This window comes from Chryseobacterium sediminis (assembly GCF_008386505.1).
GTDB lineage: Bacteria > Bacteroidota > Bacteroidia > Flavobacteriales > Weeksellaceae > Chryseobacterium > Chryseobacterium sediminis.
In genome coordinates, this window is record NZ_VUNZ01000001.1 from 564,049 (window position 1) to 580,353 (window position 16,305).

12 protein-coding genes and 1 riboswitch are annotated in these 16,305 nt (G+C 37.4%); of the genes, 8 read left to right on the forward strand and 4 right to left on the reverse strand.

Annotated elements, in window-relative coordinates; translation table 11 throughout:
• The 5 genes from FW780_RS02610 to FW780_RS02630 all read left to right on the forward strand — a co-directional run bounded on the left by FW780_RS02610 (position 1) and on the right by FW780_RS02630 (position 6,962).
• The gene (locus tag FW780_RS02610) at positions 1–1,188 is read left to right on the forward strand and encodes an efflux RND transporter periplasmic adaptor subunit (protein WP_149832068.1); all 1,188 of its coding nucleotides are present in this window, start codon (positions 1–3) and stop codon (positions 1,186–1,188) included.
• Positions 1,188–4,334 carry an efflux RND transporter permease subunit gene (locus FW780_RS02615; RefSeq protein ID WP_149832069.1) on the forward strand — a complete coding sequence of 1,049 codons (3,147 nt, stop codon included), beginning with the start codon at positions 1,188–1,190 and terminating at the stop codon, positions 4,332–4,334. Before FW780_RS02610 ends, FW780_RS02615 begins: the two co-directional genes overlap by 1 nt.
• Positions 4,335–4,425: 91 nt before the next feature.
• Positions 4,426–5,841 (forward strand): efflux transporter outer membrane subunit, encoded by a 1,416-nt coding sequence (locus FW780_RS02620; protein WP_149832070.1) that lies wholly within the window; start codon positions 4,426–4,428, stop codon positions 5,839–5,841.
• Positions 5,842–5,991: 150 nt separating this feature from the next.
• Positions 5,992–6,480 carry a GNAT family N-acetyltransferase gene (locus tag FW780_RS02625; RefSeq protein WP_149832071.1) on the forward strand — a complete coding sequence of 163 codons (489 nt, stop codon included), beginning with the start codon at positions 5,992–5,994 and terminating at the stop codon, positions 6,478–6,480.
• A gap of 2 nt (positions 6,481–6,482) precedes the next feature.
• Positions 6,483–6,962 carry a MarR family winged helix-turn-helix transcriptional regulator gene (locus FW780_RS02630; RefSeq protein WP_149832072.1) on the forward strand — a complete coding sequence of 160 codons (480 nt, stop codon included), beginning with the start codon at positions 6,483–6,485 and terminating at the stop codon, positions 6,960–6,962.
• Positions 6,963–7,038: 76 nt separating this feature from the next.
• Here the strand turns inward: FW780_RS02630 and FW780_RS02635 are convergent, their stop codons facing one another.
• Entirely contained in the window at positions 7,039–9,648 is a 2,610-nt protein-coding gene (locus tag FW780_RS02635; RefSeq protein WP_149832073.1) for a TonB-dependent receptor, read from the reverse strand.
• Between the two features lie 369 nt (positions 9,649–10,017).
• Between FW780_RS02635 and FW780_RS02640 the strand changes: the two genes are divergently transcribed.
• The 3 genes from FW780_RS02640 (at position 10,018) to FW780_RS02650 (ending at position 12,467) form a co-directional block, all read left to right on the forward strand.
• Positions 10,018–10,629: an alpha-ketoglutarate-dependent dioxygenase AlkB family protein gene (locus FW780_RS02640; protein WP_149832074.1), complete on the forward strand. Its 612-nt coding sequence runs from the start codon at positions 10,018–10,020 to the stop codon at positions 10,627–10,629.
• Between the two features lie 89 nt (positions 10,630–10,718).
• A riboswitch (TPP riboswitch) is annotated at positions 10,719–10,827 on the forward strand.
• 25 nt (positions 10,828–10,852) lie between these two features.
• Positions 10,853–11,443, forward strand: a complete 591-nt coding sequence (gene pnuC / locus FW780_RS02645; protein ID WP_149832075.1) for a nicotinamide riboside transporter PnuC — start codon at positions 10,853–10,855, stop codon at positions 11,441–11,443.
• On the forward strand, positions 11,436–12,467 hold the full coding sequence (locus tag FW780_RS02650) for an acyl-CoA dehydrogenase family protein (protein WP_149832076.1): 1,032 nt from the start codon (positions 11,436–11,438) through the stop codon (positions 12,465–12,467). Before pnuC ends, FW780_RS02650 begins: the two co-directional genes overlap by 8 nt.
• Positions 12,468–12,649: 182 nt before the next feature.
• Here FW780_RS02650 and FW780_RS02655 read toward each other — a convergent pair whose 3' ends face one another.
• The 3 genes from FW780_RS02655 to FW780_RS02665 form a co-directional block, all read right to left on the reverse strand.
• Positions 12,650–13,471 carry an alpha/beta fold hydrolase gene (locus FW780_RS02655; RefSeq protein ID WP_149832077.1) on the reverse strand — a complete coding sequence of 274 codons (822 nt, stop codon included), beginning with the start codon at positions 13,469–13,471 and terminating at the stop codon, positions 12,650–12,652.
• Positions 13,472–13,760: 289 nt separating this feature from the next.
• Positions 13,761–14,549, reverse strand: a complete 789-nt coding sequence (locus FW780_RS02660; protein WP_149832078.1) for a PhzF family phenazine biosynthesis protein — start codon at positions 14,547–14,549, stop codon at positions 13,761–13,763.
• A gap of 65 nt (positions 14,550–14,614) precedes the next feature.
• Positions 14,615–16,231 carry an AraC family transcriptional regulator gene (locus FW780_RS02665; RefSeq protein WP_149832079.1) on the reverse strand — a complete coding sequence of 539 codons (1,617 nt, stop codon included), beginning with the start codon at positions 16,229–16,231 and terminating at the stop codon, positions 14,615–14,617.
• Between the last annotated feature and the right edge of the window lie 74 nt (positions 16,232–16,305).

The window sequence follows — 16,305 nt, forward strand, 5'->3', positions numbered from 1 at the left end:
ATGAATAATAAGCTAGTTATACTTTCCATTGCAGCGCTTTCACTGACTGCCTGCAAAAAAGAAGCTCCGAAACAAGATGGTGCCAAGCCATATCCTGTTATTTCCGTGGAGTCGAAAAATATAGTGGGTTATCAGACGTTTCCGGCTACCATTCAGGGTAGAGTAAACAATGATGTACGTGCAAAAATACAGGGATATATTACCCAGGTATTGGTAGATGAAGGACAATATGTTACAAAAGGACAGCCTTTATTCCGTTTGGAGACCAATATTCTGAACGAAAATGCAGCCGCTTCCAAAGCAGGAATTGGTGCTGCTGAATCCAGTGTTGCTGCAGCTCAGGCTTCTGTAAATGCAGCTCAGGTTGAAGTAAACAAACTAAAACCTCTGGTTCAGAAAAACATCATCAGCAACGTACAGCTACAAACCGCACAGGCTCAGCTGGCACAGGCTCAAGCTCAGTTACAACAGGCCAATGCTTCCAAAAGACAGGCACAGGCCAATTATAAGGGAGTAGAAGCCAATATTGAATATTCTATCATTCGTGCGCCTATTTCAGGGGTGATTGGAAGACTGCCGTTAAAAGTAGGAAGTTTGGTAGGACCATCTGATCAGACTCCTTTGACAACAATTTCTGATACTTCTGAGATCTATGCTTACTTTGCAATGAATGAAAAAGAATATTTTGATTTCCTTGAAAAGTCTCCGGGAGCTTCTATGCCTGAGAAAATCAAAAACTTACCAATGGTTGAGCTTCAGCTGGCCAATGGAAGTCTTTATCCTGAAAAAGGAAAAATTGAAGCTATTACCGGCCAAATTGATCCTACAACCGGAACTATTCAGTTCAGAGTTGCATTCTCAAATGCTCAGAAATTATTAAGTAATGGTAACAGTGGAACCATTAGATTCCCTCAGCATTATGATAATGTTCTTGTAGTTCCTGAAAGTGCTACTTACGAACAGCAGGGTATTGTTTATGTATACAAAGTAGAAAAAGGAGATACTGCCAGAAACGTTGTTGTAAATGTTATTGACAGAATCGACAATATGGCTCTTCTTAAATCCGGAGTTAATAAAGGTGAAACAGTTATTGCAGCCGGTATCGGAGGTCTGAAACCGGGAACAGCAGTAAAACCGAAGCCAATCAAAATGGATAGTCTTGTTCAATCAATAAAACCGAAATTCTAATGATAAAAAACTTTATTAACAGACCGGTTTTATCTACCGTAATCTCAATCTTGATTGTGATTCTCGGGGTGTTAGGACTGATCTCGTTACCGGTTACACAGTATCCGGATATTGCACCGCCTACAGTAAGTGTTTCCACAAACTACACGGGAGCCAATGCTGAGACGGTGATGAAAAGTGTGGTAGTACCTTTAGAAGAACAGATCAACGGGGTGGAAGGTATGGATTATATCACTTCCAGCGCCGGGAACGATGGTTCTGCTCAGATCCAGGTTTTCTTCAAACAAGGAATAGATCCGGATATTGCAGCGGTAAACGTACAGAACCGTGTGGCCAGAGCGACGCCTCTTTTACCGTCTGAAGTAACGCGTTCAGGGGTTGTAACCCAGAAGCAGCAGACCAGTGCTTTGATGTATATGTCTTTCTATTCTGAAAATAAAGACCTTGATGACGTATACCTTCAAAACTTTTTGAATATTAATATTATTCCCAACCTGAAAAGGGTAAATGGTGTAGGGGATGCCAACGTTTTCGGAGGTAAAAACTACTCGATGAGAATTTGGCTGGATCCTGCAAAAATGGCTGCCTACAGTGTAACTCCTACCGATGTTACCAATGCGATTAACGAGCAGAGTAGAGAAGCTGCAGCGGGTTCTATTGGACAAAACAGCGGAAGTTCTTTTGAATATATCATCAAATATGTAGGTAAATTCAACGATAAAGAACAGTATGATAATATTATCATCAAATCTCTTGCAAACGGACAAAACCTGATGCTGAAAGATGTTGCTAAAGTAGAACTTGCGGGACAGTCTTATACAGGAATCGGGGAGAACGGAAACAATCCTTCCATCAGTATGGGGATCTTCCAGACTCCGGGATCCAACGCACAGGAGATTATTAAAAATATCAAAGCCTATCTGAAATCAGCAGAGGGAACTTTTCCAAAAGGTGTAAAATATACTTTCAACTTTGATACCAACGAATTCCTGGAAGCTTCTATTGAAAAGGTAGTACATACCCTGATTGAAGCCTTCATTCTGGTTTTTATTGTAGTATATATTTTCCTTCAGGACTTCAGATCTACGCTGATCCCGGCCATTGCGGTTCCGGTATCTATTGTGGGAGCTTTCTTCTTCCTGAATCTCTTCGGATATTCATTAAACCTCTTAACCTTATTTGCATTGGTACTTGCGATTGGTATTGTAGTGGATGATGCCATTGTCGTCGTCGAGGCCGTTCATGCAAAAATGGAGCATGGTATTTCAGATGCTAAAAAAGCAACGGTGGAAGCCATGGATGAGATTACGGGCGCTATTATTTCTATTACTTTGGTAATGGCTGCGGTATTTATTCCGGTGACCTTCATTACAGGACCTACAGGGGTATTCTACCAGCAGTTTGGTATTACGCTGATCATTGCAATCATTATCTCAGCAATTAATGCATTAACGCTGAGTCCGGTTTTATGTTCATTATTCTTAAAACCTCACGCAGAGCATCATAAAGAGTATAAGAATTTAAATATTTTACAGAAGTTTTTTTATAAGTTTAATATTGCTTTTAAAACAACTACTGAACGTTACGGAAGAGGATTTGTATTCCTGTTAAGACATAAATGGGTAACTCTGATTATTTTTGCTGTTACAGGAGGAATTTTATTCTGGGCAAGCAGCAGTATGAAGAAAGGGTTTGTACCTACAGAAGACAGAGGGATTATCTTTACCGATGTTCAGCTTCCTCCGGGAGCTTCTATGGAAAGAACTTACAACGCTTTGAAAACACTTCAGGCTAAGGCACTGAAAGTTCCGGGAGTACAGAATGTAACGATTTCTACGGGAAGAGGATTCTTATCCGGAAACGGAAGTAACAACGGTCTTGCCTTTGTTAAGCTGAAACCATTTGAAGAAAGAAAAAAAGACGGACAGACTTCTGAAGACATCACCAAAAAATTATTTGGAATTGTAGGAGCTGTTCCTGATGCTAAAGTTGTATTCTTCCAACCGCCAAGTGTACCGGGATTTGGTAACAGTGCCGGTTTTGAAATGGTATTGCTGGACAAATCAGGTGGAGAATATGCAGATTTAGATGCTAAAACGAATGAATTCATCGGTAAATTAATGCAGAGACCGGAAATTCAGTTTGCACAGACTTCATTCAATACTAAATATCCTCAGTATCAGATGGAAATTAATGTTCCGCTGAGTAAACAGCTTGGGGTTTCTGTAAATGACATTCTGTCTACTATGCAGGGGTATATTGGAGGTATTTACACTGCCGACTTTACCAAGTATGGGAAACAGTTCAGAGTGATGGTTCAGGCACTTCCTGAAAACAGAAAGAACATCGAAAATCTGAACCAGCTTTATGTCAGAACAGGATCAGGTATTATGTCTCCGATTTCACAGTTTGTAACATTGACAAAAGCGTACGGACCACAATCTGTAAGCCGTTATAACCTGTTTACCTCAGTAAAAGTGACAGGAGCAAACTCTGACGGATACAGTTCCGGGGATGCAATTGCAGCCGTACAGCAGGTAGCTGATGAAACCCTGAATCAAAACTATGCAGTAGAATTTACAGGTTTAACCAGAGAAGAATTAAATTCAGGATCTCAGACGCTTCTGATTTTCGGGCTAAGTTTAATCTTCGTTTACTTTATCCTTTCTGCACAGTACGAAAGCTATATTCTTCCGCTGATCGTTATTATCTCTCTTCCTCTTGGGGTAATGGGAGCTTATTTCGGGCAGAAGATTATGGGGCTGGAAAATAATATTTACTTCCAGATTGCCCTGATCATGCTCGTGGGATTACTGGCGAAAAATGCGATCCTTATTGTTGAATTTGCCGTGCAGAGAAGACATCATGGAGAAACCATTGTAATGTCAGCCATCAATGCAGCGAAAGCCAGAGTGAGACCTATCTTAATGACATCATTCGCCTTTATCTTCGGTTTATTACCTTTAGTTCTGGCAAGTGGAATTGGAGCAGTGGGTAACAGATCTATCGCTACGGGTGCGGCAATCGGACTATTGATAGGAACTGTTTTGGGATTATTTGTAATTCCGGTTCTGTATGTGATCTTTGAAACACTGCAGGAAAAAATTAAGCCTATCAAAAAAGAAGAAATCAATTTAGCAGAATAAAATTAAGATTTAAGAAATTAGAAGTTAGGAATTAGATATGAGTCTAAAAACTAACTTCTAACTTCTAAACTCTAACTTCTAATTAAAAATAATGAAGAGTTTATTAAACATCATAAAAGGAATCACTTTTTCAGTTTTCATACTCGGAGCCATTTCATCTTGTATGGCAAGAAAAGAATATGAAAGACCGAAGAACGTTGTAGACGAAAAGCTGTTCCGTACAGATATGCTTCCTTCAGACAGTACCAGTATTGCGGATATTTCATGGAAAGAGATATTCACAGATCCTATACTGCAGGGACATATTTCTAAAGCGTTGGAAAACAACCTGGATATCAGAATCGCACTGCAAAGCATCAATTCTGCAGAAGCCTATCTGAAGCAAAGTAAAGCTGCTTATCAGCCGACACTTTCTATCGGACCTAACTATACCTTCCAGACTCAGTCTATCAATACTCAGTTTGGGCAGATTATTGGAGAAAGACGTTATGTAAACCAGTTTGACATTACGGCAAGTATTGGATGGGAAGCAGATATCTGGGGGAAATTAAGAGCGCAGGAAAAAGCACAGCTTGCCACCTATTTAGGAACTGTTGCTGCCCATAAAGCGGTTAAAAGCAGTCTGGTGTCTTCCATTGCTTCTGCGTACTATCAATTGCTGACTTTTGATGCGCAGAAGAGAATTATTACAGAAACCATTGCGGTAAGAGAGAAAAACTTAGAGGCTACAAAGGCTTTAAAAATTTCAGGGACTGTTACTGAAGTGGCGGTACAGCAGAGCGAGGCACTTGTTTTCAATGCCAAGTCATTGCTGATTGATATTGATACACAGATCCAGCTTCTTGAAAACACCATGAGTCTTCTAATGGGAGAACCTTCTCATTCTATTGAAAGATCTACATTGGAAGGACAGAACCTTCCGATTGATTTAAAATTAGGGTATCCAACCCAGCTGTTGGCTAACCGTCCGGATGTAATGAGAGCAGAATACAGCTTAATGAATGCTTTTGAATTAACAAATTCTGCCAAAGCTCAGTTTTATCCTACTTTAAAATTGACAGGTAGCGGCGGGCTTCAGTCTGTGGATATTGATCACTTATTCAGTGTAAATTCATTATTTGCGAATGTAGTAGCAGGACTGGCTCAGCCGATTTTGAATAAAAGACAGATCAAAACGAATTATGATGTAAGTCTTGCCAATCAGGAAACGGCTTATCTGAACTTCAGAAAGACCGTTCTTACTGCAGGAAAAGAAGTTTCGGATGCTATCAGAGTTTTCTCTGTACAGGATTCATTTATTGAATTAAAACAAAAAGAACTGGATGCCTACAAAAAATCAGTTGACTATTCTCAGGAATTGGTAAACTATGGTATGGCAAACTACCTTGAAGTTTTGAATGCAAGTGTGAATTCATTGAATGCAGAATTGAACATCTCCAATGCAAGATACAGTAAAATGAAAGCTGCCGTAGAGCTTTATCAGGCTTTAGGAGGAGGTTGGAAATAACCGTATTTTGTAATTTATAGATAAAAACGTATGTCAGTAATGGCATACGTTTTTTTTGATTATTGATCATGCTAAAATTATTTAATAGGTAAAATCAATTTGTATATATGTATTTAACTACGTAGTTTTATACTTTAAAATATAAACATTATGAAATTACAGATACAGCCCATAGGAAATTCTTATTCGGAGCAGGCCATTGATTTGATTTTGACCATTCAGCAGAAAGAGTTTAATATTCCGATTACAATAAAAGATCAGCCCGATCTTTTGCAGATTGAAAGTTTTTATAAGGAAGCTGGCGGTAACTTTTGGGGAGCTTTTGTGGATGGTGAACTGGTAGGCTCCATTGCATTGGTTAAGTTTGATGAAAGGGCAGGAGCCATCAGAAAAATGTTTGTTAAAAAAGAATTCAGAGGCAAAGAACTGAATATCGCTCAGGAATTATTGGAAGTTTTAATTTCTTTCTGCCGAAAAAATGGAATTGATGATCTATATTTGGGAACTATAACGGTATTGAAAGCTGCACAGCGTTTCTACGAAAGGAATCACTTTGTGAAGATTGAAAAAGAAAATCTTCCTGTAAAATTCCCTTTGATGAGTGCTGATGATATTTTTTACCATTTAAAAATTGACTGAATATGAATGTGATCAACGAAGCAGGAATTCTTGCCATATCAACCAGATTACACCGTTTGAGCGAACAATTAAGGAAAGACGGAGCGCTTATTTATAAAGCATTCGGAATAGATTTTGAGCTTAAATGGTTTCCGGTGATCTTTACCATTTATAAAAAAGAGATCGCAAGTGTTGTTGAAATTGCCAATGAGATAGGATACACCCATCCATCCACCATAACCCTTCTCAAAGAACTCGAAAAGCTGGAATTGATACAATGGAAGAAAGATAAACAGGATGAACGTAAAAGATTATTTATCCTGACTTCAAAAGGAAAAGAACTTATTGAGAAGATGAAACCTGTTTGGGAACTGATGTCACAGATTCTGGGAGATATTACTGATAACAAGAATAATCTGCTTGCAGCTATTAATGAAGCTGAGGAGAAAATTGAGAGCCAGTCCTTTTATCAAAGGGCATTGCAGGTGAAGAATTTGAAATAAACAATTTTAGTGAATAATCTAAAAACCCCACCAAATTCTGGCGGGGTTTTCTGATTCATTATTTAAACGAATTATATTAGAATCTTAAAGTAGCTGCTACAGACCACGTTCTTCCAAAACCAAGGAATCCTGTGTTTCCATCTGCAATACCCTGATAAACTCTTCCGGTTTCCTGATAAGTTTTCCCGGCATTTGGACCGCTGGCAATTTTGTCACCTGCGAAAATATTGGAGCTTAATTCAGAAATATAATATTTGTTGAATAAGTTATACACATTTGCTCTCAATGTTAAAGACTTTTTCGCATCAAGCGTGAATTTGTAAGAAGCACCTACATCAAATAAATTATAACTTGGCAATTTTACAATTCCTTTTTCTCTTGCTGCCTCAGTAAGGAAGTTGATCGGGTTGAATTGCGCATATAGCTTGTCATAATATTCCCAGTTAGCATCAATACTGAAAGCTTTGGTAATGTTATAATCAACGCCAAGGCTTGCTGTAGTTTGTGCAGCATCTCCAACCTTCAGATCTTTGATGTTGATAACTCCTGTAGCTCCTGCCACTTCCTGATTGTTTTGAACATCAAGAATGTTGAAATTTGCATTTCCTTTGTACTTCCAGTTCCCTAATGATAACATCCCTCTCAGTCTAAGGTTGGCAAATGGTCTTGCCTTTGCTTCCAGTTCAACACCCTGGTGTATTTGTCCAACATTCAGTGCGTTGTAGAAATAAGCATTTCCAAGTTGTAATTGTGAGAAGTTGGCAACATCTGCAGCTCCTGCATTAAAGGTTCTTGAAATAAATCTGTCATCCCACTGCGTTCTGTAAGCATTGATATTCACATCTACATAACGGGATTTGAAACCATATCCTAATTCTACAGAGAAGATTCTTTCATTCTTTGCATCGTTGTAAATATTTTGATTGGAAGGGAACAGAGCATTGAATAATGGTTGTCTGGAAATAACACCTGTATTGAAAAATACATTATGATGCTCATCTATATTATAATTGGCACCTCCTTTTACAATATAACCCGTTTTGTGATACCATTTCGTTTCCTGGTTTCCAGGAGTATACAGCATATAGTCTCTTCTTTTGTAGTATTGTTCAGAAACTGATCCCTGAACGGATGCACTTAGCTTTTCAGAGCTGTATTCAACCATTCCATATACACCTGCCCATTTTACCAGTCCTTCATTGTGTATAGATACTTTCTGAGCATCTTTAAGTTTAGTAAGAGGCTCCGGTTTTACCGTATTGTTGATATAGTATCCTTTTGGAGCATTGGCCGTACTGGAAACAAAAAGAGCATCTGATCCTAGCATATCAGTAACAATATCATAAAGTGCCCCTTTGTAAGTTTTAAGATCGATCCCTCCGTTAAAGGTCCAGTTATTTTTTTTGTAATTAAGGTCTGCAATTACTCCATACCAGTCATGAGCATTGATACTTTGCTTTCTTACGATACCGTTGGTTCCGTTCAGCGTAGCTACATATTGTCCGTTATAATCAGTAGGAGAGCCTGCAGGTGCAGTAAAGGTAGATTTCTGGAAAGTATTTCCGTTATAATCTGTAACCATACCACCTCTGTTATAACGATAAATCATATCCCAATTGATCGTACCGTCTCCGCCTGCACCATAATTCATAAAATTCATGGTTTGTCCGCTGCCGTTTTTGATAGAGCCGTTCAGTCCGGTACCACCACCGCCACGTCCCCATGAACCATAAAGAACTGTAGATAATTTCAGGTTATCATTCATTGTCCAGTCCCAGTTCAATGATGCAATAGGCTTATGATAGAAGTTAGGTGCCAAATTGAATTGAGAACCGTTCAACATTCCTGTCTGTGGGTTGTATCTTCTTCCATAGTTGTCTAATTGCTGTAGAGTAGCAACATTCGCTCCGGTTGCAGAAGATCTTCTCGTATCGTGTACCTGTGGCGCTCCTGTTGCAATTAAATTGAACGCATGTTTTTCATTAGGCTTAAATCCTGTTGAGAAAAACCATGAATAACCTTCTCCTTTCGTTCCGTTGATATAACCGTCACCTTGCCAGCGGGAAAGCAATACGGTAGTTCCCCATTTGTTTTTTAACCCGGAAGAGTACATTGCAGATATTCTGGAATAATTATCATTACCCACTTCTCCTTTAATCATTGCTTTCTGCTCAGAATCAGTAGCTTTGGTTACAATATTGATTGTTCCTCCTACAGAAGGGACTACAAATTTGGAAGCTCCTAAACCTCTCTGAATCTGAATGTTGCTCGCGATGTCTGCCAACCCGGTCCAGTTAGACCAATATACAGTACCTCCCTGCATGTCATTCACCGGCTGCCCGTTGATGATCACTGCAATGTTAGCCCCATCAAAACCTCTCATGTTGATTCTGCTGTCTCCAAAACCTCCGCCTACTTTGGTAACGTACACGGATGGAGTAGACTTCATAATCTCAGGAAACTCTCTGTTTCCTAATTTCTCCTGAATTTCTGCGGCCTTGATCGTAGATACTGCAACAGGAGTCTTTCTTTCTTTGGCTGTTTGGGAAAGGTTTCTACCTACCAACATCACCTCATCAATAGATTTTGATTTCTCTAAAGAATCCTTCGTACTCTGCCCGTAATAAAGGGCCGCCGTAGGTAATACAAGCGCTATAAATAGTCGCTTTTTAAAAATAATGCTCATGAAATAAACTAGCGTTTTTGAATTTAAGGCTGCAAAGATGAATATTTATTTTTTAATAACGTATTAAATCTTCATTACGTGATTTCATACAGTGCGTGGATGATCTGTTATTACTCGTTTTTTTGTCTGTATTAATTAATTCAGATCTTTAATTTACAATTTGTTATAACAGTGAATTATTATAAAAACGAAATATATTGAGATGCATAAAATAATTATGCAATTCCTATAAAATTCATTACTGCCTGCTTTTCCTGGATGATTTTTATTATCTTGATTTATTTTGTATCGTTTTTAATATATTTGTGGATATGTTTTGTATCATAAGATTTAAGGGATTTTATGTTTTAGCAGAAAATAATAACAATAATGGGACAGCTTAGTTTATTTAATTTGGAAGATCTGTATGAATTTCCAAAAGATCTTCTGGAGTACAGAGAACATTTCCTGAGTCAAGAAGAGGCTGACCGCCTTAAAACTCATCTGCTTGAAACTGCTCCCTGGAAGCAAAGAACCCAAAAAATGTATGATAAGATGGTGCTGACACCACGCTTAACGGCATGGTATGGAGATCCGAAAACAGATTATCCATTAGGAAATGGTGAAGTGGATAATAACCTTTGGACACCTGAACTGTTTTCTTTAAAACAAAGAATAGAAGATACATTTGGGTATCGTTTCAATTCAGTATTGCTTAATCTGTATCGGGATCATAATGATTCTGTTGCCTGGCATCGGGATAAAGAAAGCAGATATGGAAACCGTCCGGTGATTGCTTCAATAAGTTTGGGACAGACCAGAAACTTTGATTTCCGTAAAAAGGATCATCATCAGAGCAAATACAGCCTTCCTCTTCCTCATGGTTCTTTATTGATTATGAAAGGAGATCTGCAGGAGAACTGGGAACACCGGATTGCTAAATCTGCAACCTCTATGAAGGAACGCATTAATCTTACATTCCGTTTGGTTCGGGAAGTCTAGAATATTTCATTTAACAGGTATGTTGATGTACTGTATTTCAAAATAAAAGGCCCGCTGTATTTTCTTTTTCCGGAAAAAAACTGCACCTTTGCCCAACAATGGGGTGCTACAGATAACAGTGGCTGAGATGATACCCAGGAATATATTTCCACACCTGATCCGGATAATGCCGGCGTAGGGATTGCTTACTTATCATCTCATCATTTGATTTCTAACAATTAATATGATGCAGGACATTTTAAAACAAATTACCTTACCGGAATGGTTTGGAGTCTTATTTTCAGTAATTCAGGTCTTACTGGCCCGTAAAAACAATGTCAATAACTATATTTTCGGGATTGCAGGTATTCTGCTTACATTGTATGTGATGCTTACCTCAAAACTGTATGCGGAGTTTACCTTAAATCTTTATTATCTGATCATGAGCATCTACGGATGGCTGTATTGGAAATTCGGGAAACAGAAATCTGAAATGCAAATCTCTGTTACCTCTGCTTCTGAAAAGTGGATTGCCACGGGAATTGTTGTAGGAACTTTTAGTTTATTCTGGTTTTTTCTTACTCATTTTACAGACTCAGATGTTCCCGTTTGGGATTCTTTAGTAAGTGCTTTTGCCTGGGCCGGAATGTGGCTCATGGCGCGAAGAAAGATTGAAAACTGGGTGGTACTCAATATCAGTAATATTATTTCAATACCCTTGTTGCTGCATAAAGAATTATACCTCTATGCTGTTTTAACATCATTTTTATTTTTAGTAGCCATCTCCGGGTATATCGAATGGCAAAAAATCATTAAAAACAAGGCGAATGCTTAATAATAAAGATATCAGAAAAGAGCTTCAGGGTACTTCTGTTATTTCTGATAAAGTTATAGAGCATATTCATGAAGAAGGATGGCTTAAAATCTGGGTACCGAAAAAATATGGTGGTTTAGGCTATCGTTTTGAAGAAGGACTGAAAGCATTATTTGGCTGGGCTCAAACAGATGGAAGCTTTGGCTGGATGCTTACACTATGTGCCGGAGCTAATTATTTTTCAAGAAATATCAAACCTGAAGTGGCCAAATTACTGTTTTCCAATTTTAAAGTTTGTTTTGGCGGAAGCGGAATGATTGGCGGAACAGCAGAAAAGCAAAATGATAATACCTACATCATTAATGGATTATGGAGTTTCGCAACAGGAGCGCCCCATCTGACTCATTTTACACTTAATGCTAAAATTACAGAGAACGGCCAGGCCATAACAGATAACAACGGTAATGAGATTATTCACTCATTCATTGTTCCCAAAGAGCAGGCAAAAGTCATCCCGAACTGGAAATCTATGGGGATGAAAGCCAGTGGCACCTATTCCTTTACCATTGAAAACGTTGTTGTAAATGAAGACTACAGTTTTGTGTATAATCATTTTTTTACGAATGATATTCTGGACAATATTCCGTTTCGGGTTTTTGCAGATTTAACGCTTTTAGTGAATTATCTAGGAATTGCTTCCCATTTCATCGAAGAAGCTGAACTTATTCGTCCTCACATCAATTTTAAAAGTTTTGAAGACTCCGTAGAAAAACATTTAGATAAAGTATTAAACATTGCCAGAGAAGTTGAAAATTTGCTCAGTGAAAACAGAGAAATTTCAACAGAAAAGCAAAACGAAATTCATACTTACGGAGTAGGGCTGATACAGCAGTTATCCAATCAGATACTTACCGTTTATACACAATTGGGAATCAAAGCTACGGAAACAGATTCTGCAGTTTATCAGGTATTCTGTGATTATTTTACAGCGGCAATGCATTCCAATTTCAGACCTTCAGCTGATGATTTAGATTTTTCTTTTTGATTTAAGTTCTTATGACGTGCTTTGTCATGATTTAGCATACATGTATGGGAGAAATCAAATTAGGCTTTCAGAGTTTGTTGCAAATAAAAATGACTGTAGAAGTATTATAAATATTTCTGTTAAAAAAGAAGCCCCAATTACGGGGCTTTTTTTATTTCTTATTGGAAAATAAAATGTTCATATTAAGATTGGATAAATTCCAAAAGATCTTTATTAATAGTTTCATGTTCCGTAGTTGGCATTCCGTGAGGAAAACCTGGGTAGGTAATCAATTTTCCGTTCTTTAATAATTTCGCTGATTTTATAGCAGAATTTTCGATAGGAACAATCTGATCATCTTCTCCATGCAATACCAAAACAGGAATATCAACAGCTTTCAAATCTTCTGTGAAATCTGTTTCAGAAAATGCTTTAATACCGTCATAGTGAGCAACAATTCCACCCATCAGTCCTTGTCTCCACCAGTTTCTCTGAATTCCGTCTTTGATATTGGCACCTTCTCTGTTGTACCCGTAGAAAGGAAACGTCAGATCAAAATAAAACTGGTTTCTGTTGTTCAGAGTCTGCTCTCTGATACCATCAAAAACTTCTATTGGAACTCCATCAGGATTGCTCTCACTTTTAACCATAACCGGAGGAACAGCGCTGATTAATACCGCTTTTTTTGCTCTTCCATTAGCATATTTGTGTACATATCTGATCACTTCACCACCACCTGTAGAGTGTCCTATATGAACAACATCTTTCAAATCAAGAAATTCTACAAGTTCTGCAGCATCGGAAGCGTATTGTTCAATAGTGTGGTTATAGATATTCTGGCTTGAACGGCCGTGGCCTCTTCTGTCATGGGAAATTACTCTGTAACCTCTCTGTAAGAAAAAGATAACCTGTGCATCCCAATCATCAGATGATAATGGCCATCCGTGGTGAAACATTAATACTGGTCCTTGTCCTTGGTCTTTGTAAAAAATCTCAGTTCCGTCTTTTAATGTTAATGTACTCATAGTTTTAAATTTTTAATATTAATGATTAATTTGTATAATAATTTTTTGTTGTCTTGATTCTTTAGCAAATGTAAGACAGTTATTGTTCACTGAAATTAATCTAGTTTAATTTCGTTCATATTTAATAAAAAATTTTTATTGGAATATCTGATCTGTTTTTCTCTGCATTCTTTTGGAGAACCAAATTTTTACAGAAAAGGCACTAACCAAAGATAGTTAATGCCTTTTTACTGTTATTCCAATATACCCTTCTTCAGAACGAGTTGTTTGACTATTGATTGAGATTATATTATTCTATCCACAGATATCCCATAGAATACGTTTTGGCTTTACCGGCCACAATAACTCTTTCATTTTTGTTTTCGCAATAAAGCTGTCCGCCTCTTTCAGACAGCTGACGGGCAAAAAGCATATCTTTTCCTAACCTTGAAGACCAGAACGGAATGAGCGAACAGTGTGCAGAACCGGTTACAGGATCTTCGAGAATAGATGATTGCGGAGTAAAATACCTTGAGACAAAATCACTGTCTGTACCGGCTGCCGTCACAACAAGACCGCCGGGATCCAGATTGATGAGGTCAAAAACAGATCTTTCAATTTTTATATCTTTAATGTCATCCTCAGAATCATACACGAGGATATAATCTCTGGATTTGAAAACTTCTTTGGGCTGTATATTGAGTGATCTGGATAGGGTGTCCGGAAGAACAGCTGCTTCGGGCATTCTTGAAGGAAAGTCCATATAGTAAACACCATCTTTAACGTCAACCGTTAATTCTCCGCTTTTCGTTTCAAAAACAATAGTATTGCTCTGATAGTTTAATATTGAAATCAGGCAATGTGCTGTGGCAAGAGTAGCATGTCCACATAAGTCCATCTCTATTTCAGGCGTAAACCATCTTAGATGAATCGTGCTGCCATTATCGATAAAGAAGGCTGTTTCGGCTACGGCATTTTCGCGGGCAATTTTTAGAAGTAGCTCATCGGGCAGCCAGTTTTTTAAAGGAACGACACATGCAGGATTTCCATGGAAAATTTTCTCAGTAAATGCATCTATCTGATATAATTCTAACTTCATGATTGATAAAAATTTCTGTCTGTAACGAAGGTACTCTATTTTTCAGACAATGGTTGATAGATTGATCATTCTTCTGTTTTTTCTTTTTTCAGCTGACTGATAAAATATGAAGGACTCACACCTGTTTCTTTTTTAAATATGACTGCAAAAACTTCTCTTGAAGAGAAACCACAAGCTTCTGCCAGATAACTTATTTTATATTCTCTGAAGATAGGAGTGTCATATAACTTATTTGTAATGAATTGAATCCGAAGCCCATTAATGTAATTGTTGAAGCTTTTATTTTTATATTGTTTGATAATCTCCGAAAGATATCTTGGGTTGGTAGCAAGCGAATTGGATAAAGAGGTGAGTGTCAGATCTTTTTTCAGAAACTTTTCAGATTTTTCAAATTTTGAAAGTTTATTGAGTAATAACGCTGTAGTTTCTTCTGATATGATGAGGTTATTTTCCTGCTTGATTTCAGTGGGTTGATGATCAGGTGTCTCAGGTGTCTGATTTTCTGTTTTGAGCTTCTCAATAATTGTTTCATATCGCTGATGAAGCTTATTTTGATTTCGTTTCCAATACCACCATCCTCCTGCAACAAGAACTAATGCAATGATAAAAACAACAACAGTGAACTGTAAGATATTATTCTGATAAGTTTTATCTTTTTGCTGGCTTATTTTTTTTATAGTTTTGTCAGCAGACATCTTATTGGAATGCGCTAAACTATCGCTAAGGTTTGAATAAAGAGCCATATATTTAATAGTAGAATCTTTATTTTTAAGACTTTCAAAAGAATTGGTCAGAGTAGCGTATGCCGCCACTCTGCTGGCAGGAGAATGTGTTCTCTTTTCTAATTGTAGTACTTCCTGTGCATATTCAATGGCTTCTGTATTTTTACCCTGTTCTGAATAGAAGTGTCCCAAATAATTTAATATAGGAATTTTATCGACTTTCATCTGGGTAAATTTCCTTTGATTCAGGATATTTAATGATTTTTGCAGGTATTCTTCAGCAATATCCAGTCTTTTGGGATTTGAAATCATGGCATAATACATTCCTATATTCATATAAAGATAAGAGATCATGTCATACTTTTCATCTGTTTGCCGGGTATTCTCAATATCCCTTATTTTTTCTGCTTCCTGCAGGCTCTTTTTGAAATACAATAAAATAGTATCCTGATGGGCTTTTTTAGGAATATAATAACCGGATGTTAAACCCTGATAGATATGGGCTCTGTTAAAATGTTTTTTGTTTTCATCGGTGAGTTTATTGACAAAATATTCTGCTTTACGAAGTTCTTTATAATTTTCATCAAAAAGGCCAAGTGCCGAAAGAGCGGTCCCTCTCTCAATATATGCCATCGCAATAGATTCATTATCATCAGCTTCTTTGGCGGCCTTTTCTAATTCATATGAGTATTCAATAGATTTTTCATTTTCACCAATATTATAATAGAGTATCATTAAGTTCTTTCCGCTTGTAAGGATAGATTTTTTGTCACCAATGTCTTTAGCATCTTTGAAAATCTGCAAATAAAGCTGAATCCTTTTCTTGGGATCAAGAGATATGTTTTTAGCTGATGCTAATTTCTTTTCGATACTTTGTTTTGTAATGGTCCGGTTATCTATTTGGGCGTGATAAAAACCGAAAATGATACAGGTGAATAAAAGAATAATGTTGTTTTTCATCCTAAATTAAGTTGTTTTTTCTGTTTGCAATTTTAGCGCTATTTTAAGTATTTATCTGTCATTTAAATGTAATT

Coding starts and splice junctions, on each gene's coding strand:
- FW780_RS02610 (WP_149832068.1), top strand. CDS start 1: ATGAATAATAAGCTAGTTATACTTTCCATTGCAGCGCTTTCACTGACT.
- FW780_RS02615 (WP_149832069.1), top strand. CDS start 1,188: ATGATAAAAAACTTTATTAACAGACCGGTTTTATCTACCGTAATCTCA.
- FW780_RS02620 (WP_149832070.1), top strand. CDS start 4,426: ATGAAGAGTTTATTAAACATCATAAAAGGAATCACTTTTTCAGTTTTC.
- FW780_RS02625 (WP_149832071.1), top strand. CDS start 5,992: ATGAAATTACAGATACAGCCCATAGGAAATTCTTATTCGGAGCAGGCC.
- FW780_RS02630 (WP_149832072.1), top strand. CDS start 6,483: ATGAATGTGATCAACGAAGCAGGAATTCTTGCCATATCAACCAGATTA.
- FW780_RS02635 (WP_149832073.1), bottom strand. CDS start 9,648: ATGAGCATTATTTTTAAAAAGCGACTATTTATAGCGCTTGTATTACCT.
- FW780_RS02640 (WP_149832074.1), top strand. CDS start 10,018: ATGGGACAGCTTAGTTTATTTAATTTGGAAGATCTGTATGAATTTCCA.
- pnuC (WP_149832075.1), top strand. CDS start 10,853: ATGATGCAGGACATTTTAAAACAAATTACCTTACCGGAATGGTTTGGA.
- FW780_RS02650 (WP_149832076.1), top strand. CDS start 11,436: ATGCTTAATAATAAAGATATCAGAAAAGAGCTTCAGGGTACTTCTGTT.
- FW780_RS02655 (WP_149832077.1), bottom strand. CDS start 13,471: ATGAGTACATTAACATTAAAAGACGGAACTGAGATTTTTTACAAAGAC.
- FW780_RS02660 (WP_149832078.1), bottom strand. CDS start 14,549: ATGAAGTTAGAATTATATCAGATAGATGCATTTACTGAGAAAATTTTC.
- FW780_RS02665 (WP_149832079.1), bottom strand. CDS start 16,231: ATGAAAAACAACATTATTCTTTTATTCACCTGTATCATTTTCGGTTTT.